Source organism: Azospirillum ramasamyi (assembly GCF_003233655.1).
GTDB classification, from domain to species: Bacteria; Pseudomonadota; Alphaproteobacteria; order Azospirillales; family Azospirillaceae; genus Azospirillum; species Azospirillum ramasamyi.
In genome coordinates this window covers 1,136,980-1,156,661 of record NZ_CP029829.1, presented here as the reverse complement: position 1 = coordinate 1,156,661, position 19,682 = coordinate 1,136,980, and the positions used below count along the sequence as shown (strand labels likewise).

General features: G+C 68.2%; 20 protein-coding genes. 15 read left to right on the top strand and 5 right to left on the bottom strand.

Going from position 1 to position 19,682, the window contains the following annotated elements:
* The first annotated feature begins 16 nt into the window (after positions 1-16).
* The 3 genes from DM194_RS05350 (at position 17) to DM194_RS05340 (ending at position 3,159) form a co-directional block, all read left to right on the top strand.
* Entirely contained in the window at positions 17-706 is a 690-nt protein-coding gene (locus DM194_RS05350) for a CvpA family protein (RefSeq protein WP_111066273.1), read from the top strand.
* Positions 707-808: 102 nt separating this feature from the next.
* Positions 809-2,257 carry an amidophosphoribosyltransferase gene (purF, locus tag DM194_RS05345; RefSeq protein WP_111066272.1) on the top strand — a complete coding sequence of 483 codons (1,449 nt, stop codon included), beginning with the start codon at positions 809-811 and terminating at the stop codon, positions 2,255-2,257.
* 194 nt (positions 2,258-2,451) lie between these two features.
* Entirely contained in the window at positions 2,452-3,159 is a 708-nt protein-coding gene (locus tag DM194_RS05340) for an SDR family NAD(P)-dependent oxidoreductase (RefSeq protein WP_111066271.1), read from the top strand.
* Positions 3,160-3,269: 110 nt separating this feature from the next.
* Here the strand turns inward: DM194_RS05340 and DM194_RS05335 are convergent, their stop codons facing one another.
* The 3 genes from DM194_RS05335 to purM form a co-directional block, all read right to left on the bottom strand.
* The gene (locus DM194_RS05335) at positions 3,270-3,413 is read right to left on the bottom strand and encodes an aa3-type cytochrome c oxidase subunit IV (RefSeq protein WP_111066270.1); all 144 of its coding nucleotides are present in this window, start codon (positions 3,411-3,413) and stop codon (positions 3,270-3,272) included.
* 269 nt (positions 3,414-3,682) lie between these two features.
* Complete coding sequence (gene purN, locus DM194_RS05330; RefSeq protein ID WP_111066269.1) at positions 3,683-4,336, bottom strand: phosphoribosylglycinamide formyltransferase; 654 nt, start codon at positions 4,334-4,336, stop codon at positions 3,683-3,685.
* A 22-nt stretch (positions 4,337-4,358) separates the two neighbouring features.
* Entirely contained in the window at positions 4,359-5,420 is a 1,062-nt protein-coding gene (gene purM / locus DM194_RS05325) for a phosphoribosylformylglycinamidine cyclo-ligase (RefSeq protein WP_111066268.1), read from the bottom strand.
* Positions 5,421-5,517: 97 nt separating this feature from the next.
* Here purM and DM194_RS05320 point away from each other — a divergent pair, with 97 nt between their 5' ends.
* From DM194_RS05320 to DM194_RS05290, 7 genes are all read left to right on the top strand, one after another.
* Positions 5,518-6,900: a DUF2066 domain-containing protein gene (locus DM194_RS05320; protein ID WP_111066267.1), complete on the top strand. Its 1,383-nt coding sequence runs from the start codon at positions 5,518-5,520 to the stop codon at positions 6,898-6,900.
* Positions 6,897-7,457, top strand: a complete 561-nt coding sequence (locus DM194_RS05315; protein ID WP_111066266.1) for a CDP-alcohol phosphatidyltransferase family protein — start codon at positions 6,897-6,899, stop codon at positions 7,455-7,457. Before DM194_RS05320 ends, DM194_RS05315 begins: the two co-directional genes overlap by 4 nt.
* Positions 7,454-8,521, top strand: a complete 1,068-nt coding sequence (locus DM194_RS05310) for an AI-2E family transporter (RefSeq protein ID WP_111066265.1) — start codon at positions 7,454-7,456, stop codon at positions 8,519-8,521. Before DM194_RS05315 ends, DM194_RS05310 begins: the two co-directional genes overlap by 4 nt.
* A 13-nt stretch (positions 8,522-8,534) precedes the next feature.
* Entirely contained in the window at positions 8,535-9,257 is a 723-nt protein-coding gene (locus tag DM194_RS05305) for an HdaA/DnaA family protein (protein WP_111066264.1), read from the top strand.
* Positions 9,258-9,308: 51 nt separating this feature from the next.
* On the top strand, positions 9,309-10,088 hold the full coding sequence (locus DM194_RS05300; RefSeq protein WP_111067769.1) for an SDR family oxidoreductase: 780 nt from the start codon (positions 9,309-9,311) through the stop codon (positions 10,086-10,088).
* A gap of 205 nt (positions 10,089-10,293) precedes the next feature.
* Positions 10,294-10,776, top strand: coding sequence for a MarR family winged helix-turn-helix transcriptional regulator (locus DM194_RS05295; RefSeq protein ID WP_246024296.1), 483 nt, complete (start codon positions 10,294-10,296; stop codon positions 10,774-10,776).
* Positions 10,777-11,560: 784 nt separating this feature from the next.
* Positions 11,561-12,925: an ATP-binding protein gene (locus DM194_RS05290; RefSeq protein WP_111066262.1), complete on the top strand. Its 1,365-nt coding sequence runs from the start codon at positions 11,561-11,563 to the stop codon at positions 12,923-12,925.
* A 75-nt stretch (positions 12,926-13,000) separates the two neighbouring features.
* Here the strand turns inward: DM194_RS05290 and hutG are convergent, their stop codons facing one another.
* Positions 13,001-13,825, bottom strand: coding sequence for an N-formylglutamate deformylase (gene hutG / locus DM194_RS05285; protein WP_111066261.1), 825 nt, complete (start codon positions 13,823-13,825; stop codon positions 13,001-13,003).
* 368 nt (positions 13,826-14,193) lie between these two features.
* Here hutG and DM194_RS05280 point away from each other — a divergent pair, with 368 nt between their 5' ends.
* From DM194_RS05280 to DM194_RS05260, 5 genes are read left to right on the top strand one after another with little or no spacing between them, the layout of a single operon-like run.
* Positions 14,194-14,697, top strand: a complete 504-nt coding sequence (locus tag DM194_RS05280) for a DUF3299 domain-containing protein (RefSeq protein WP_111066260.1) — start codon at positions 14,194-14,196, stop codon at positions 14,695-14,697.
* Between the two features lie 31 nt (positions 14,698-14,728).
* Positions 14,729-15,964, top strand: coding sequence for a hypothetical protein (locus DM194_RS05275; protein WP_111066259.1), 1,236 nt, complete (start codon positions 14,729-14,731; stop codon positions 15,962-15,964).
* A gap of 55 nt (positions 15,965-16,019) precedes the next feature.
* Positions 16,020-17,249 (top strand): glycosyltransferase family 4 protein, encoded by a 1,230-nt coding sequence (locus DM194_RS05270; protein ID WP_111066258.1) that lies wholly within the window; start codon positions 16,020-16,022, stop codon positions 17,247-17,249.
* Positions 17,242-18,222: a hypothetical protein gene (locus DM194_RS05265; protein WP_111066257.1), complete on the top strand. Its 981-nt coding sequence runs from the start codon at positions 17,242-17,244 to the stop codon at positions 18,220-18,222. The genes DM194_RS05270 and DM194_RS05265 overlap by 8 nt, the downstream gene beginning before the upstream one ends.
* On the top strand, positions 18,219-19,202 hold the full coding sequence (locus tag DM194_RS05260; protein WP_111066256.1) for a glycosyltransferase family 2 protein: 984 nt from the start codon (positions 18,219-18,221) through the stop codon (positions 19,200-19,202). The genes DM194_RS05265 and DM194_RS05260 overlap by 4 nt, the downstream gene beginning before the upstream one ends.
* On the opposite strand, the gene DM194_RS05255 is transcribed toward DM194_RS05260, so the two are convergent.
* Complete coding sequence (locus DM194_RS05255) at positions 19,112-19,579, bottom strand: helix-turn-helix domain-containing protein (protein WP_111066255.1); 468 nt, start codon at positions 19,577-19,579, stop codon at positions 19,112-19,114. The two genes, DM194_RS05260 and DM194_RS05255, sit on opposite strands and share 91 nt — an antisense overlap.
* Positions 19,580-19,682 lie beyond the last annotated feature (103 nt).

The window sequence follows — 19,682 nt, the reverse complement described above, 5'->3', positions numbered from 1 at the left end:
TAATCGGCACAGGGTCATGGACAACCTTCCCGTCAATCCGGTGGACATCGTCGTCATTGCCGTTCTGCTTCTGTCGGCACTGCTCGCCTTCAGCCGCGGCATGGTGGCCGAAGTGGTGTCGGTCGCCGCCTGGGCCGGCGCCGCGGTGATCACGCTCTACGCGCTGCCCCATGTCCTTCCCTATGCGCAGATCTACATCCGGTTCGAGATGCTGGCCTACGCCGCCTCCGCGGTCGGGGTGTTCATCGTTTCGCTGATCGTGCTTTCGCTGCTGGGCCGCAGCCTGTCGCGCGGGGTGCAGGCCTCCGGCCTGTCGGCGCTGGACCGCACGCTGGGCTTCGTCTTCGGCCTGGCGAAGGGCGCGGTACTGGTGTCGATCGCCTACCTGTTCTTCCTGTGGCTGGTGCCCAACCCGGCCGAACAGCCGGTCTGGCTGCAGGAGGCGAAGACCCGCCCGTTCCTGGCGAAGGGGGCGGAGACGCTCTACGGCTTCGTGCCGGAGAACCTGCGCAGGGAAGGCCTCGGCCAGATGGATGTCGCCCGCGACCGCGCACGTCAGGCGATGGAGGCCAAGCAGGCGCTCGACCGCCTGTCGACGCCGGTTCCCAGTTCCGCGAAGACCGGGGGTGCGCAGGCGCCCGATACCGGTTATAAGGACCGCGACCGCGCCGACCTTGAAAGGCTGATGCAGAACAACGCCCGCTGAGCTTGACCGCTCGGTTTCGGCGCTTTCGACGTTTGTGGACCTTTTTTCTCGTTGCATGTGCTGACGCGCCCCCGGCGCCTCTTGGACGAAGGACTTCTGGTGATGCTGACGACGCATCCGTTCGACGACGACAAGCTGCGCGAAGAGTGCGGCGTGTTCGGCATCTACGGCAACCCGCAGGCGGGCGCCATCACGGCGCTGGGCCTGCATGCCCTGCAGCACCGCGGGCAGGAGGCGGCGGGCATCGTCAGCTTCGACGGGAGCCGCTTCCACCTGCAGCACACGCTGGGCCTGGTCGGCGACCATTTCAGCTCCGAGGCGATCATCGCCAAGCTGAAGGGCCCCAGCGCCATCGGCCATGTGCGCTACGCCACCACCGGCGACACCTCGATCCGCAACGTCCAGCCGCTCTACGCCGACTTCGAGTTCGGCGGCTTCGCGCTGGCCCACAACGGCAACCTGACCAACGCGCAGACGCTGCGCCGCCAGTTGGTCCGCCGCGGCTGCCTGTTCCAGTCCTCCACCGACACCGAGGTGATCGTCCATCTGATGGCGACCGCCCGCGGCGGCTCGCCGGTGGATCGCCTGATCGAGGCGGTACGGCAGGTCGAAGGCGCCTTCTCCCTGGTGGCGCTGACCTCCAAGGAAGTGATCGGCGTGCGTGACGCTCTCGGCGTCCGTCCGCTGGTGCTGGGCCGGCTGGGCGACACCCATATCCTGGCGAGCGAGACCTGCGCCTTCGACATCGTCGGCGCCGATTATGTCCGCGACGTCGAGCCGGGCGAGATGATCGTCATCGACGGCAATGGCGTCCACAGCCTGCGCCCGTTCCAGCCGCAGCAGCGCCGCCTGTGCATCTTCGAGTACATCTATTTCGCCCGTCCCGACAGTGTGATGGAAGGCACCTCCGTCTACGAGGCGCGCCAGCGCATCGGCCGTGAACTGGCCCGCGAGGCCGGTGTCCCCGCCGACGTGATCGTGCCGGTTCCCGACAGCGGCGTGCCCGCGGCGCTGGGCTATGCCCAGGAAGCCGGCGTGCCCTTCGACCTCGGGATCATCCGCAACCATTATGTCGGCCGCACCTTCATCGAGCCGACCGACCAGATCCGCCATCTGGGCGTGAAGCTGAAGCACAACGCCAACCGCGCGATGATCGAAGGCAAGCGCGTCGTTCTGGTGGACGACAGCATCGTCCGCGGCACCACGTCCAAGAAGATCGTCGAGATGGTGCGTGCCGCCGGCGCCGCCGAGGTGCATATGCGCATCTCCAGCCCGCCGACCTCGCATCCCTGCTTCTACGGCATCGACACGCCGGAACAGGGCAAGCTGCTGGCCCACCGCATGACGGTGGAGCAGATGCGCGAGTTCATCCAGGCCGACAGCCTGGCCTTCATCTCGCTCGACGGCCTCTATCGGGCGATGGGCGAGGAGAAGCGCGATCCGGCCAATCTCGGCTATTGCGATGCCTGCTTCACCGGCGATTACCCGATCCCGCTGACCGACGCGCTGGAGAATCCGCCCGTCGAGGCGAATGTCGCGGTCCGCGCCTGATTAACACCCTCTCCCATCCCGGGAGAGGGGAGGGGCCCAAGCGAAGCTTGGGAGGGGTGAGGGGTGATCCAAGGAACCGGACGAGCATGGTTCCTTGGATCACCCCTCATCCTCCCCACGCCTGACGGCGCGGGTTCCCTCCCTCTCCAAGAGCGGGAGAGGGCATGTCCACGTCCAACGCCAGGGCTTCCACCATGTCCCGTCTCACCGGCCGCATCGCCCTCGTCACCGGCGCATCGCGCGGCATCGGCGCCGCCGTCGCCAAGCGCTTTGCCGCCGAAGGCGCCCATCTGGTCCTGGTCGCCCGCACCGTCGGCGGGCTGGAGGAGACCGACGACGCCATCCAGAAGATCTCCGGCCAGTCGGCGACCCTGGTGCCGATGGATCTGCGCGACTACGACAAGATCGACCAGCTCGGCCATGCCCTGTACCAGCGTTTCGGCAAACTGGACGTGGTCGTCGGCAATGCCGGCGCCCTGGAGGCGCTGGGGCCGGTCGCCCAGTATGACCCGAAGCTGTGGTCGCGGGTGATGGACCTGAACGTGACGGCGAACTATCGCCTGATCCGCTCGATGGATCCGCTGCTGCGCGCGTCCGGCACCGGCCGTGCCATCTTCGTCACCTCGGCCGCGGCCAAGGCGCCGCACCATTATTGGATGCCCTATGGCGCCAGCAAGGCGGCGCTGGAGATGGTCGTCAAGACCTATGCGATGGAAATCGCCAGTTCCAGCGTGCGCGTCAACCTGATCGATCCGGGCGTGGTCGCGACCAAGCTGCGCACCCAGGCATTTCCCGGTGAGGATCCGACCAAAATCACCCAGCCGGATCAGGTGACCGAGCGTTTCGTGGAACTGGCCGAGGCGGGCTGTGCCAGGCACGGCGAACTGGTTCTGGCGCAGTAACCGGCCCCGAGTCGTTGTCGAAGCACCTTCCGATCCTTCCCCGTACCCGGCGGATGCCGGGCGGGGAAGGGCGGCTGGAGCTGGAGCCGCAGCCTTGGAGGCTGCCGCCTTTACAGGGTGAAGATCGCCAGCAGGACCAGCACCGCGATGACCCCCGCGATGCTGTACTTCATGAATTTGGTGAAGGCGATCCAGGTTTCCTGATGGGTACGTACGGTCTCTTCACTGACCGGATTGGGATTCACGGCTGCCATATCGATCAACCCTCCAACAATTTATTTTGCCTGCGATTTTGACGCAGACGTACGGAAACGCAACAGATTCCGAGCGAAACCGTCAACGATGCCGGAAGGGTTGGGGAACGGAAGGGCGAACCCGCCCAAAGCGAATTTGCATTCGCCTTGGATTCTTTTGACCCCATTCGCCGGTCTGGCTTCGACACATGACCTCATTCGCCGGTCGGGCTTTTGCCGCATGAGCGGCCGGGGCCGCCGTCGCGACCCGAAGCGGATTGCAATCCGCGTTAAAGCGGCGGATTGAGAACGGTCGCCAGTTCGGGAACCGGGCCGTCGATTCGCACCAGATCGCCGTCGACACGGGCGCGTCCCTCCGCGATCAGGCGGACGGCGTGGGGATAGAGCTTGTGCTCCGCCTCCAGAACGCGGTCGGCCAGACGATGGGCGTCGTCGCCGGGCAGGACCGGAACCGCGGCCTGGGCGATGATCGGACCGTCGTCCATCGCCGGACGGACATGATGGACGGTGCAGCCATGGAAACGGACGCCAGTGGCCAGCGCCCGCTCATGGGTGTCCAGGCCCTTGAAGGAGGGCAGCAGGGACGGGTGGATGTTGATGAGCGCATCCTGCCAGCGCCCGACGAACCAGGGCGACAGCAGCCGCATGAATCCGGCGAGGCAGACCAGCTCGACGCCGGCCTCCCGCAGCCGGGCGTCCATCGCCGCCTCGAAGGCGGGCTTGTCGCCGGGATAGTCGCGGTGGCTGACCACCGCGGTGGCGATCCCCGCGGCGGCGGCGCGTTCCAGACCGAAGGCATCGGCCTTGTTGGACAGCACCAGCGCGATCTCGGCCGGGAAATCCGGCGCGGCGCAGGCGTCGATCAACGCCTGCAGATTGCTGCCGCGCCCCGAGATCAGGACGCCGAGCTTCAACTTGCTCATCGAGACTATCCTTGGGCGTCCCTTACGCGGTCCAGGCCGCGTCCATGCCGTTGACGGTCACGCGGGCGTCGCCGTCCTTCAGTGCGGTGACAGTGCCGACGGTGTAGACCGTCTCGCCGCCCTCGCGCAGGATGTCGATGGCTTCCTTCGCCTTGTCGGCCGGAACCACGACGACCATGCCGAGGCCGACGTTGAAGGTGCGCGCCATCTCGAACGGGGCGATGCCGCCGGTCTTCATCAGCCAGGAGAAGACGGGGGGCAGATCCCAGGTCGAGGCGTCGAGAACGACGCCCAGCCCGTCGGGGAGGACGCGCGGAATGTTCTCGATCAGGCCGCCGCCGGTGATGTGGGCCATGGCACGGACCGTGCCGGCGCGCACCGCCTTCAGCGTGCTCTTCACATAGATGCGGGTCGGCGTCAGCAGGGCCTCGCCCAGCGTCTTCGACCCGTCCCACGGGCAGGCGGCGTCATAGCCGAGCCCCGACTTCTCCACCAGCTTGCGCACCAGCGAATAGCCGTTGGAATGCACGCCGGTGGAGGCGAGGCCGAGAACCACGTCGCCGGCCTGAACGGTGGAACCGGTCAGGGCGTTCTGGCGTTCCACAGCACCGACGGAGAATCCCGCGAGGTCGTAATCGCCTTCGGAATACATGCCGGGCATCTCGGCGGTCTCGCCGCCGACCAGCGCGCAGCCGGCCTGACGGCAGCCTTCGGCGATGCCGGCGACGATGTCGCGGCCGGCGGCCACGTCGAGCTTGCCGGTGGCGTAGTAATCCAGGAACAGAAGCGGCTCGGCGCCCTGGACCACCAGATCGTTGACGCACATGGCGACGAGGTCGATGCCGACGGTGTCGTGACGGTTGGCGAGAATCGCCACCTTCAGCTTGGTGCCGACGCCGTCGGTCGTCGCGACCAGGAGCGGATCCTGGTAGCCGGCGGCGCGCAGGTCGAACAGGGCGCCGAAGCCGCCCAGCCCCGCGTCGGAGCCGGAACGCGCGGTGGAGCGGGCAAGGGGCTTGATCGCTTCGACAAGCGCGTTGCCCGCATCGATGTCCACACCGGCCTGCTTGTAGGCGTCGGACATGTTATAGGACTGGGTGCTGATGGTATCCTCGCTTGGGCTGAGCTATATACCGGGCCTTGGGCTCGGGCCGAACATACTCGAATCGGAAGGCTTTGCAATGCTCCACCGCCGCCGCGCGCCGCTCCTCGCCGGTCTTGCTGCCATGTCCACCGCTCTGGTCCTGACCATGACCGGGCCGGCGGGCGCGCAGACCGGCTCCCCGCCGCCGGCCGCCGCCTCCGCCGCCATGCCGTCGGCCGCCGACCCGTTCGCGGTGTCGGGCGTCCGGGTCGACATCAGCGGCAGCAACCCGACCACGGTCCGCGACCAGGCGATCCGCGAGGCGCAGGCCAAGGCCTGGGCGGAGCTGTACCGCCGCCTCGTTCCCGGCGGCACCCCGCCGCGCCTGTCGGACAACGAGATCGCCCGGATGGTCCAGGGCTTCGAGATCGACGAGGAGAAGGTGTCGGCCAGCCGCTATCTCGGCACCATCACCGTGAGGTTCCGCCCCAACGCCGTGCGCGACGCGCTCGGCCACAGCGGCGGCGCCACCCAGTATGTGGAGCCGCCGTCGCGCCCCTTCGTCATCCTCCCGGTGACCCAGACCGAAGGGCGCACCATCCTGTGGCAGGACCGCACCCCCTGGCGCGAGGCGTGGGAGGCGCGGCAGCCCGCCGCCGCCCTGGTGCCGCTGGTGGTGCCGGACGGCGAGCTGACCGACGCGCAGGCGATCAGCGGCGAGGACGCCATCGCCGGCAATGCCGAGGCGCTGAACCGCATCGCCCAGGCCTACAAGGCCGGCGGGGTGGTCGTCGCCCGCACCGATCTGCCGGCCGGCGGCCCGGATCCGGCGCGCGGCATGACGGTGGACGTCACCCGTTACGGGCTGGACGGCACACGCGACAATCAGGTCGTGCAGGTGAAGGGCGGCGGCAGCGCCGACGACGTGCTGACCCGCGCGGTCGCCGCGGTCGGCACCCAGCTGGACGAGTCCTGGCGGCGCGAACACACCATGGCGGCCGGCCCGGAGCATAACACCCTGGTCCGCATCCCGCTGTCCGCGGTGAACGACTGGGTGGAGACGCGCAAGCGGCTTTCCTCGGTCAACGCGGTGACCCGCACCAACCTCCTCTCCATCAGCCGCAACGAGGCGCTGATCACCCTGACCCACCGGGGCGATCCCGAACAGCTGGCCCAGGCGCTCGCCCGCCAGGATCTGGGGCTTGCGCGCACGGCCTCGGCGGCTCCCAGCGCTTATCCCGGCGCGCCGCTGCCGGTTCCCTCCGCCGACTGGCAGTTGACGCTGCTGCCGCGCGGGTCGGGCGCCGCATCGGCCGGGGCCATTCCGTCCTCCACTTCGCCCGCGGCTTCGCCATTCCAGGCCTCGCCGATGTCGCTGGCGCCCTCGTCGCTGGCGCCCTCTGCGCCGCTGGATTCCGGCGGCACGCTGGGCGCTCCGCCGCGCAATCTGGGAACGCTGCCGGCCAAGAGCCTGCCGTGAGCGTTCCGAACATCATCACCTTCCTGCGCATCGTGGCTGTTCCGGCCACGATGTACATGATCCTGACCGGCAGATTGGAGTGGGCCTTCGCCCTCTTCGTCGCCGCCGGCCTGTCCGATGCGCTGGACGGCGCCATCGCCCGCATGTTCCGGGCGCGTACGGTGCTGGGCGGCTATCTCGATCCGCTGGCCGACAAGATGCTGATCGTCGGCGTCTACATCGCGCTGGCCTGGGTCGGTTCGATCCCGCTGTGGCTGGCGATGATGGTGATCTTCCGCGACATCATGATCATCGGCGGCGTCATTCTGCTGTTCACGCTGAAGGAGTCCCTGGCGATGCAGCCGCTCTACATCAGCAAGGTGAACACGGTGGTCCAGATCGCGCTTGCCGCCGCGGTGCTGGCGCCGCCGGCGCTGGGCCTGCCCGACATCCATCTGTACGGGTGGGAGCTGGTCGATGTGCTGGTGTACGCCTGTGCGCTGACCACGGTGCTGTCCGGCCTGCTGTACGCGCGGCGCGGGGCCCTGCTGTTCAACCGGCTCGGCGGCGTGCCGTGACATCGGCCAAGCAACTCCGCTTCTGGCTGATCGGCCTCGGGCTGTTCGTCCTTGTGCTGTGGCTGTTGTCCGACATGCTGCTGCCCTTCGTGGTCGGGCTGGCCATCGCCTATCTGCTCGATCCGCTGGTTGACCGGCTGGAGCGGACAGGACTGCAGCGCTGGCTCGGCACCTCGCTGGTGCTGCTGGGGTTCCTGCTGATTCTGGTGCTGATGACGCTGCTTCTGGTGCCGCTGGTGCAGGGGCAGATCTCCCACCTGCTGGAGGTGCTGCCGACCTACGCCACCCTGGTGAAGGAGCGGCTGATCCCGGCGCTCGACCGCTTCATCCACCGGCTTCCCGCCGACGATGTTGAGCGGCTGCGCGCCGCAGCCGGCAATTATGCAGGCGAGGTGGCGGGAATCGTCGGCCGCATCGTCAGCCGGATCCTGTCCGGCAGCCTGGCGGTGTTCGACATCGTGACCCTGATGTTCATCACCCCCATCGTCGCCTTCTATCTGATGCGCGATTGGGACGTGATGGTGGGGAAGGTCGATTCGTGGCTGCCGCGCCAGCATGCCGAAACCGTGCGCGAGCAGGCGCGCGAGGTGAACGTGACCCTGTCCGGCTTCCTGCGCGGGCAGGCGATGGTCTGCCTTGTGCTGGGGGTCTTCTATGCGCTGGCTCTGTCGGCGGCGGGGCTGGATTTCGGGCTGGTGATCGGCCTGATGGCCGGGCTGCTGTCCTTCATTCCCTATGTCGGCAGCCTGTTCGGCTTCGTCACCAGCACCGGGCTCGCCCTGCTGCAGTTCGACGAGCTTTGGCGGGTCGCCGTCGTGGTCGGCATCTTCCTGTTCGGGCAGGCGGTGGAGGGCAATGTCCTGACGCCGAAGCTGGTCGGCGACAAGGTGGGGCTTCACGCCGTCTGGGTGATGTTCGCCCTGCTGGCCGGCGGCAGCCTGTTCGGATTCGTCGGCGTGCTTCTGGCGGTTCCGGTGGCTGCGGTGATCGGCGTGTTGACCCGCTTCGCATTGCGACAGTATCTCTCGAGCCCGTACTACCGCGGCATCGACGCGGAACGCTGATGGGTGTGTCCGCATGAGCTTGCCGGCGCAGATACCGCTCGACCTCGGGCACCGGACGGCGATGGGCTGCGAGGACTTCCTCGTCGCCCCAAGCAACGCCGACGCGGTGGCGTGGCTCGACCGCTGGCCGTCCTGGCCCGCTCCCGCACTGACGGTGTTCGGGCCGGACGGTTGCGGCAAGACCCATCTGTCCCAGGTCTGGCGCGCCCGCAGCCATGCGGTCGTCACCAGGGGCGATATGCTCGACTCGGCGGCGGTGCCGGCGCTGCTGGCCCCCGCCAACGCCGTGGTGGTCGAGGATGCCGATGCGGTGTCCGGCAGGCCCGAGAGGGAGGAAGCGCTGTTCCACCTCTACAATCTCGCCCGCGAGCAGCATGGCCATCTTCTGCTGCTGTCACGCAAGGCGCCGTCGCGCTGGCGCACGCGGCTGGCCGACCTGAGATCGCGCATCAAGGGGGCGCCGGCGGTCGAGGTTCGTCCGCCCGACGACGCGCTTCTGGCCGCCGTGCTGGTGAAGCTGTTCGCCGACCGGCAGTTGCGGCCGGGGCTGGAGGTCGTCAGCTATCTGCTGGCGCGGATGGAGCGGTCGCTCGACTCCGCCCGCCGGCTGGTGGCCGCATTGGACCACGCATCGCTCGCCGCCCATCGCGGCGTGACCGTGCCGCTGGCGCGCGAGGTTCTTTCGGATTTGCAACGGACGGAACCGCAACGATCCGGTTCCAAAACGACGCGCTGACAACATATCGGCTGAGAACAAACGGGCCGAAAATACAAGGAAGGGATGAGCATGGATCTTGGTATCGCCGGCCGACGCGCCATCGTCTGCGCCGCCAGCAAGGGGCTGGGCCGAGCCTGCGCCTTCGCGCTGGCTCGTGAAGGCGTTCATGTCACCCTGACCGCCCGCAGCGCCGATGCGCTGGAGGCGACGGCGGAGGAGATCCGCAAGGCCACCGGAGTCACCGTCACCACCGCCGCCGGCGACATCACGACGGAGGAGGGACGGGCCGCGGCGCTCGCCGCCTGTCCCGAGCCGGATATCCTGGTCAACAATGCCGGGGGACCGCCACCCGGCGATTTCCACGACTGGGACCGTGACGACTGGATCCGTGCGCTGGACGCCAACATGCTGGCGCCGATCTTCCTGATCAAGGCGACGGTGGACGGGATGATCGACCGCCGCTTCGGCCGCATCGTCAACATCACCTCGGCCGCGGTGCGGGCGCCGATTCCGATTCTCGGCCTGTCGAACGGAGCGCGCAGCGGCCTGACCGGCTTCGTCGCCGGCCTGTCGCGCCAGACGGTGAAGCACAACGTCACCATCAACAACCTGCTGCCCGGCCCGTTCGAGACCGACCGCCTGCGCAAGACCATGGAGGGCGGGGCGAAAGCGGCCGGCCGCAGCATTGACGAAGAGATGGAACTGCGCCGCAAGGGAAATCCCGCCGGTCGATTCGGGGATCCCGAGGAATTCGGGGCCGCCTGTGCTTTTCTCTGCGCCGCGAGTTCCGGTTTCATGACCGGCCAGAACATCCTTCTGGACGGTGGAGCCTACCCCGGCACCATGTAAAAGGCGGTGAAGGGCAGGAATGCCCACACGTCTCAAGTTTGTCCCTCCAATTCGTATCAAAATCCGCCCATCGTCACAGGCCATTAAGTAACGACCGCGGGAACGGGGCTTCGGCGCCTCTTCCCCGGTCCGACGGTTCGCAAGCGCGGCGGTGCCGCGGCGACCGGACAACGGCTGACAAGCCACTGGCACAGGAACGATGAGCATGCAGCAGAGCGTGGCGACCCCCGCGGTCTACACCGACCTTGGCCGCGTCATGGAAAGCATCACCCGGCGCTTCCTCGACGTGCTTCGGATGGAACTGGCCCGGATCGGCGTGACCGACCTCAGCCCGACCCAGGCGCTGATGCTGCTGCACATCGGCAACGAGGAACTGTCGGTCCGCGACCTGCTGGAGCGCGGCTATTACCTGGGTTCCAACGCCTCCTACAATCTGAAGCATCTGGTCGAGGCCGGCTATGTCGACCGCAGCCCGTCCCTGCGCGACCGGCGCGCCGCGCGGCTCAAGCTGTCCGAACGGGGGCTGGCCACCTGCGAGGCGCTGAGGAAGCTGGAGGCGTCGCGGGCCGACAGCCTGTTGCGTAGCGACAGCGACGGCGCCGATTTCGAAACCACTTACCGCACGCTGCGTCGGCTGGAGCGCGCCTGGACCGACCTGATCCGTTACGACGATGCCGACCCGGCCTGACCCACGGCCGGAAATCTTCTGAGTTCCGACACGCAATCTTATACCCACCCACCCGTTCGTACTGTGTCGCGGAGGGAACACACGCGCTCATAACAGGAACAGAGACAGAACTGACTGGTTGCCGTTCCGCGTCTGTTCTGGTAGCCATACCGGAACAAGACGCGAACAATGGAGGTTGGCATGTCGGTTCTGGCTTTCCTGCGTGAATGCATGACCCTCGCCCTGTTCCTCGCCGTGCTCTATGGCTGGGCAGCGATCGGGCCGGTCCTGATCGGCTGAGCAGGCCTATGGCGTCGGGGCGTCCGCCCCTACGGAAGAGGTCTCCGAACGAAGGATGCCGCGTCGGTATAATATCCGAAATCCCAGCCCACCCCGGCCGGCGCAGCGCTTACATCGGGAACACGCGGAACCGTTCCTGGCCCGACAGAGAAGCCGAAAGGGGAACGGTTCCGCGAACGCCGACAACGCGTGGGGATTGGGACGGATGCGGAATTTCTTTCGGAAGCGCCGTTCGGCCGCAGTGGCGGACGAACGGATGCCGGCGGCTGGCGGAGCGGGTCTCGGCGGTAGCGGACTTGGCGGCGGCCTGACCGGTGGCGGCCTCACCGGCAACGGACCCACCGGCAACGGCATGGGCATGACCGGGCCGGGTATGTCCGGGCCAGGGATCTCCGGCCCTGGTCCTGCCTCCGGCAATTTCCCCAATGCGCCCGGATTCTCCCGGCCTGGCGGGGCGCTCCTGCGTCCGGTCGACGGGGGGCAGGGGCGGAACGGGTTCGAGGCGATGCGCGCTCCCGTCGCGCCGCGCCAGCCCGACATCATCGACAATGACGCCACCGGCGACCGCCGCGGCCACATGTTCCCGCAGCCCGGCGGGCGCGAGGCGGAGAGCGAGCACGACCTGCCGCGCTTCACCATGTCGGTCAACGGCGGCTATCGCGGCGGCATGGGCGCCAACGCGCCGGCCATGCTGAAGGGGCTCACGCCCGAACTGAACGGCCTGCTGCGCGAGGCCTTCACCCCGACCCGGCCGAAGCAGCAGCTGAACGGCCTGTTCATCGGCCGCAACGACACCTTGCGCCGCATCATTTCGGCGATCGAGGAGGAGCGGGCGCACGTCATCCTGTATGGCGACCGCGGTCGCGGCAAGACGTCCGTCGCCAATGCGATCGAGAAGATCGCCGGTCAGGCCGGCTATCTGTCGCTGAAGCTGACCTGCAGCGGCGAGCTGAGCTTCGAGGACATCTTCAGGCATTTCCTGAAGAAGATCCCCTCCACCTATTACCGCTCCGCGCTCGACAACCCGTTCGCGGCCCGGCGCAACTTCGCCAGCCTGAACGAGCTGCTGCCGGACGGCACCTTCAGCGTCACCGAGCTGAACGAAGTGCTGTCGGGCATCCACGCCACCCATGTGCTGCTGATCCTGGACGAGTACGACCGCGTCCTCGACGAGGATTTCCGCAACAAGCTGGCGGAACTGTTCAAGAATCTCACCGACAGCTCGATCCCCGTCACGCTGCTGGTGGTCGGCGTGGCCGAGAATCTGGACCAGCTGCTGGGCAAGCATCCATCGATCCAGCGGTCGCTGGTGCCGGTGCATCTGCCGCTGATGACCGATCAGGAGATCGGCCGTCTGATCCAGGCCGGCGCCCAGAATGCCGGGATCGAGTTCGCACCGGACGTGGTGCGGCGGATCGCCGAATTCGTGCGCGGCCTGCCTTACTACGCGCAGCTTCTCGGCCTCCATGCGGCTCGCAGCGCCGTCAGCCGCGGCAGCAAGCTGGTGGAGCGGCCGGATCTGGCCTATGCCGTCGCCCGCTGCCTGCAGGAGGCCGAACGCGGCATCGTCGAGAGCTATGCCCGCGCGCTGGCCGCCGACCGCCGTGCGGAGCTGGAGGACGCCCTGCTGGCCGCCGCGCTGTGCCCGGCGGATGCCTATGGTGTGTTCGACCCCAACGATCTGGCGGGCGACAGCGGTGAGTTGCCAAGCGCCGCGACGCTCGACCTGCTGAAACGCCTGACGCGCGAGGACCATGGCGGCGTCCTGGCTCCGGTGGTGGAGCCGGGCCTGGAACGGTACCGCTTCCGCAATCAGATGATGCGCCAGTACGTCCTGATGCGTCAGGCGAGCGAGCGCGGCCAGATCTGATCCATCCCCGATCAGGCCGTCCTTCGGCCCTTCCCCGGCGACGGGGGAGGGCCACTCTTTTTCAGGGGAACGGCGTTACAGAAACGCCGCGCGGCGCTGGCCCTTTGCCTTCTGCCACGCCCATTCCACGACCGCGCTCATCAGCCGCTCCAGCCCCGGCTTCACCTCGGCCGCCAGATCGGGGCGGAAGCGGTACGGGGCGTCCTCGTCCATGTAGGTGGACTGGGTCAGCTCCAGCTGGATGGCGTGGATGTTCTCCTCCGGCTTGCCGTAGCTGCGGATGATGAAGCCGCCGCGCATGCGGCCGTTCAACGCGGCGGAGTAACGTTCCGATGCCGAAAGCACGTTCATCAGGCGCGTGACCAGCGGTTGGGCGGCACTGCTGCCGTCGCCGGTGCCCAGATTGAAGTCGGGGAGGGTGCCGTCGAAGAAGCGCGGAACCCGGCTGCGCACCGAATGGGCGTCCAACAGCACCGCGACCCCGAAGCGGTCGCGCAGGGCGCGCAACTCGCTGTGCAGCTGTTCGTGATAGGGACGCCAGTAGGCGCCGACCCGCCGTTCGATCTCCGCACGGTCGGGCTCCTGCCCGGCTTGGTAGATGGGCGCGCGGTCGAAGGTGGTGAGCGGACAGATCTCCGTCGGATCGGGGCCGGTCTGGGCAACCAGACCGTCGGGATCGCGGTTCAGGTCCACCACATAGCGCGAACAGAGCGCGGTCAGGAAACCGATTCCGAGCGCCGGCGCGAAGTGATACAACCGGTCCAAGTGCCGGTCGACGTCGGGCTGCGCCAGCCCGTGTTCCGTCATCGTCGCGGCGATGTCCGGCGCAATCATGGTCCCGACATGCGGAATGCTGAGCAGGACCGGCGTTTCGCCTGGCTGGAAGCGGAAGGTTTCCATGGCTCGTCTCGTTACGGGAACGGCTGGCTCAGGGCTGTGTGCGGTGCAGCATGGACAGCCGGAGGACTATGGAGTGCGCTGCCGTATTCCGTCAAACACATTACGTTTTATTGAAATCCGCAGCGATGCTTCACAGGGCGGCCCGGTCCTTCCGCGCTGTATTCCCTACCCAGGCGCACCGAATTGGCCGTTGACCGGACGCTCGACTTGCCGGACACTCCCACGAAATCCGCGACCGCCCGGCAGAAGGCGGCGCCCAACACTGGATAAAGCTGTTCCCCGGCGACCGGATCGAAGACTTCCAAAGCACACGGCGCCCCGATTTCGCAGCCCCGGTGACGAAGCAACGCAGCAGGGGAGAAGCGACCATGAGCACTGCCACCCGTCTCGGCGCGGCCATGCCCGGCCGGCGCCAGATCCTGTTGCCGCTTGCGCTGGCGCCCGTCGCCGGCTGGGCCGTATGGGCCGCCGGCACGCCCGATGCGCCCAGTCACCCCGCAGGCCCCTTTCACCTGCCGCTGGACGAAAGCACGGCGCTCTGGCGCGACCTTGGCGCGGTCCGGCTGGGGGGCCTCGGCGGCGATCCGCAGTTTCCGGTCAAGGTTTCCGCCCTGGACGGCCGTGCCGTCACCGTCCGCGGCTTCATGGTTCCATTGACCGGCGGCGCCACCCACCACCGCTTCATCCTGTCCGCCAACCCCATGGGTTGTCCCGCCTGCGAAAGCCCCGGTCCGGCCGGCATGATCTATGTCCACTCCTCCATCGCGCTGTCTGCGACGCGCGAGCCGGTGACCCTCACCGGAACCCTGCGTCTGCGTCCGCAGGAAGGGCTGTTCTACCGCTTGGATCGCGCCGAGCAGCGCTGGGCCTGACCGGCGCCGACGCTTCACCGCCGGTGCGGCGATGACCGCCGCGACCGGGCCGCGCTTGGCTTCGGCCCTGACTTCGGCCCCGACTTCGGCGGCGGCGCTGTTGCTGTATGGCGGTGTCAGCGTTCCGGCGCCACCGTCGCTGCGTTGGGGCGAGGCCGCCATCGGCCTGCTGATCCTGCTGTCCATCGGCTGGAGGCGGCCCCTGATGGTCGCGACCGGCCATGCCCTGCGCGGAACGGACGAATCGGAGTGGATGATTGTCGCCGTCGCGGCGCTGGGCTGGCTGCTGTGGGTGCCGCTGCTGCGCGGGGCTGCGCTGGGTTGGGAGGCGGCGGAGATCCTGCGCGACGTGGTGCCGCTGTTCTATCTGTTCCTGCCCGTTCTGCTGGTTCCCGCGTTGCGGCGCGCCGGAGTCTGGGGTGTGCGCCTTCCGGCCGCCGGGCTGGCGCTTGCCGGGCTTCTTCTCGCCTTGCGCTGGTGGAAACAGTCGGACTGGGGATTCGGCGCCGTCGGCAGGCGGGCGATGGCGGATGGTGGCACCTATCTGCTGAATGCCCCATCGGTCCTGTTCGCCGCGGTGGCATTGCCGGCTTTGGCGCTTTCGCTGGTGGCGGCCGGGGGATCGTTCCGGCGCTGGATCGCGGCATTCGCCTGCGCGGCCGGGGGAGCGCTCTGCCTCGGCGCCCTTGCGGGAGCGGTCCACCGCACGGCCCTGGGGCTGGCGGCGCTGTCCCTGGCGATGGTGGCCCTGTGGTGGGTGCGGCGGCGCCCCTGGCTGGCGGTGCCGTTGCTGCTGGCAGCCGGTTTCGTCGTCCTGCCCGCCGGGGATGCACTGGTCGGCGCCTGGCAGCAGGTGGCGGAGAAGACCCGGCTGACCGGGGCCAACACGCGCTGGGAGGAAGCGGCGGCGGTGATCGACCATGCCGCCTCGTCGCCTTGGACCCTGCTGTTCGGCGATGGCTGGGGGGCACGCATCGCCAATCCGGCCGTCGGCGGATGGCGGGTCAGCTACACCCACACGCTGGTCAGCTACAGCCTGTTGAAGACCGGGATTCTGGGCGTGCTGGCGCTTGGAGCCTATCTGTGCGCCCTGCTTCGTCCCTGGCGCCGCCTGTTGGCGGAGGATCCGCCGCTGGCCATGGCGGTGGTGCCGCCGCTGCTCATGGCGCTCTGCCTCCACACCAGTTTCAAGTATCTCGACACCGGCGTCATCCTGTCGCTGATGCTTTTGGCGTCCGAACCTAGGAAAGGGTTGTCCAAGCCTTAAACGATAAGCATACTTTCGCGTGCAATTCAGGTTTCGGTGGGCTGTGAATCTAAGCATGCCTTCCATAATTTTCGTCAACAGGGTGTTTCCGCCTGACCGCGGGGCAACCGGGCGCTGCCTCCATGATCTGGCCACCCGCATGGTGGATGCAGGCTGGCGGGTCACGGTGGTCGCGGACGGAAAGGCGTCGCGGAGCCATGCGCCGGACGGCATCGCGCTCCACCGGACCGGCGGCAGCGTGCCGGACGGGGAGAGGCCGGACGCCCGTGCGTATCTCAGGTCGCTGTGCCGTCTCGCCGGACGTGCCCTATGCCTGCCGCGTCACGATGTGGTGGTGACCATGACCGATCCGCCGATGCTGGCGCTCGCCGGGCCTATGCTGGCGGCGCGCCATGGCGCGGCATCGCTGCATTGGTGCCAGGATCTCTATCCCGATCTGCTGCCGGTGCTGGGGGTGCGGATGCCGTCGATGGTCCGTCGCTTTGCTGGACGGGGCATGGCCCGCTCCCTTTGCCGTCATGACGCCGTGATCGCCATCGGACGCTGCATGCGCGACCGGATCGCCGCCATGGGCGTGAAGGGTGAACGGCTGCGTCTTCTGCCCAATTGGCCCGATCCCGCCATCCGCCCTCGGTCCGAGGAAGGAAGCATGATCCGCCGCTCTCTGGGGGTGGAGGATGGGGAAGGCCGATTCGTCGTCGCCTATTCCGGCACGCTCGGCCTCGCCCATCCGATGGACGGCGTGCTGGAGGCGGCGGCGCGGCTGCAGGACAGCGACCCTGATATTCTGTTCCTGCTGACCGGGGAGGGGCGGGGATTTGCGGCGGCGGAGGGGGAGGCGCGACGCCGTGGCCTGCGCAACCTGCGGCGCCTGCCCTGGCAGCCGGCCGACCGATTGGCGGAGAGCCTGTCGGCCGCCGATCTGCATCTGGTGACGATGCACCCGGCGGCGGAAGGCATGCTGGTGCCGAGCAAGCTGGCCGGCGTCCAGGCGGCGGGGCGTCCCTGCCTGTTCCTCGGTCCGCGGGGGAGCGAGGCCGCCGCGCGGGTTGCCGGCTGCGGACTGGTCATCGACCCGTTCGACGGTGCTGCCATCGCCGATGCGGTCCGCTCCTATGCCGCCGATCCGGTGCGTTGCGCGGCGGAAGGCGCACATGCAGCCGGCCGATCGGCGGTCTGGACGGCCGATCGAGCCGCCACCGCTTTCGCCGCGATCGCCGAAGGCCTTCTGCCGGCGCGGCGAATCGCCCGCCCGATGACGGCAAGGCCGATGCCCCATGCCTGACGGCGCGCTGGCCCAACCCGACGCCATGACTCTGCGGCTTTCCGCGACGGGTGGGGAGGGCGATCTCCGCGGCCTTGTCCGCCTGTTGCGGCAGGGCTGGCGCTGGCTGCTGGCCGGAGGGATCGGCGGTATCGCCCTTGCCATCTGCGCCCTGTGGCTGGTTACGCCGGCCTATACGGCGGCGATGGTGATCGGCCCGACAGCCCGGGTCGGCTCCGCCGCCATGGGCGCGCGCGTGCCCATGCTGAGCGGGCGCGACTCCGCTGCGATGGCCGAACCGGGCGCGGGCGACGAATCTCTGTCGGACTTCGCCCGCTATCTGGAACTGTTCGGGTCCGGCCCGGTGGCGGAGCAGTTGGCGAGCGATTCCAGGCTGCTGCAGGCCCTGTTCCCCGAGCGCTGGGATGTGGAGACGCAGCGCTGGCGCCCGCCCTCCGGGATGGTTCCGGCGGTGAAGCGCGCCCTGCTGGCGCTGGTCGGCCGGCAGGATTGGCTGGAACCGGACGGGGAACGGGTGGCGCGCGCTCTGCGCGACCGGCTGGTGATCGACATGCTGCGCTCGGGGCCGATGCGTCGGATCACCTTGCGCCATTCCGACCGCGCGACGGCGCTCGACCTGCTGGGCCGCGTCGCCGCGGCCACCGATGCCCATCTGCGGGCCGAGGCGGCACGGCGCAGCGCCGCCCAGATCGCCCACATCAAGGACAGGCTGGGTGCCGTCACCGTGGCCGAGCACCGGCAGGCACTGAGCGACCTGCTGCTGGATCAGGAGCGAGTGGCGATGATGATCGGGGTGGAACTGCCCTTCGCCGCCGACACGATCCAGCCGCCCGCCGCCGCCGCCCTGCCGGACTGGCCGAACCCGGCGGCGGTGGTGCCGCTGGCGGGGATGGCCGGATTGATCGCCGCCTGTTTCGGCCTTTCCGTTTGCCATGCCCTGCGGGAGGGGCACGCGGGGGAGGCGGCGCGATGACCGGAATCCCCGTTTCCGTGGTGGTGATGACCCGCAACGAGGCCGCGAACATCGGTCCCTGCCTTGTGGCGCTGACCGGTTTTGCCGAATGCCTGGTCGTCGACAGCGGCAGCGGCGACGGCACGCCGGACCTCGCCCGATCCCTCGGCGCGCGGGTGGTGCCCTTCCGCTGGAACGGGCGCTATCCCAAGAAGAAGCAATGGTGCCTGGACAGTCTGCCGCTGGCCCATGACTGGGTGCTGTTCGTCGACGCGGACGAACGGCCGACCGCGGCGCTGGTCGATGAGATCGCGGTGCTGATGGCCGGCGGGCCGCGCCATGCCGCCTATTGGATCGATGGCCGCCCCATCCTGCGCGGCCGCGCCCTGCGCTTCGGCTGCTGGAACCGCAAGCTGGCCTTGCTCGACCGCCGCCGGGTCCGCTTTCCCGATCAGCCGGACCTGGATGTCGCCGCCATGTGGGAGGTGGAGGGGCATTACCAGCCGCTGGTCGCCGGCACGACGGGACGGCTGCGGCACCCGATGGACCATGGCGACGCCAAGCCGCCTTCCGCCTGGTTCGACCGGCACAACCGCTATTCCGACTGGGAGGCGGCCTTGCGGGTCGACGGCCGGATGGAGCGGCTGATCGACGGCGAGCCGGAAGACGGCGGTGTCCTGGGCCGGCGGGCGTTGAAGCGGTTGTTTCAGCGCTTGCCCGGCCGTCCGCTCTGGGCCTTCCTGCATGCCTATGTGCTGCGCTTGGGTGTTCTCGACGGCGCTGCGGGACTCGATCACGCCTTGGGACGCGCGTTCTACTACTGGCAGGTCGGGCTCAAGATGCGGGCTGTCGTTCAGGCGCAGGCTTCCGCCGCGCGCCTTTCGTCGGACTGCTCCCCGTCTTCGAGTCCTTATTCCTCGACCAACACGATGCGGTCGCCGCCCAGCGCCTTCAGCAGGTCGAAAGTGCGCTTGCGCACGCCCGGATCCTCGATCCGGTAATAGGCACGGACCAGTTCCAGCGTTTCGCGGCGGGCCAGCGATTCGAATTCGTCGGTCTCGCCCGCGCTTTCGGCCGGCACTTCGGCGGCGATCTGGTCGGGAGTCGGCATGTCGTCGAAGAAGTAGCTGACCGGCACGCCCAGAACCTGGGAGAGGTTGTAGAGCCGGCTGGCGCTGATTCGGTTCGACCCGCGCTCGTACTTCTGCAACTGCTGAAAGGTGATCCCGACCGCCTCGCCCAGCTTCTCCTGGCTCAGGCCGAGCAGGGTGCGGCGAAGCCGCAGGCGGGCACCGACATGGATATCGATGGGGTTGGGACCTTCGCCGCGGCGCGACAGGGTGTGGGCGGGGGCGAGTTTGGTCTTGGTCGCGCTCATGGGTCGTACCTCAAAGGGAAAGCCGTGGGGAAGGCGCCGCGAGAATGCTTAGTTCAGAAAGTAAATTCTATGCAACCATTTGTGCGCATCAACGGTCCGTTTG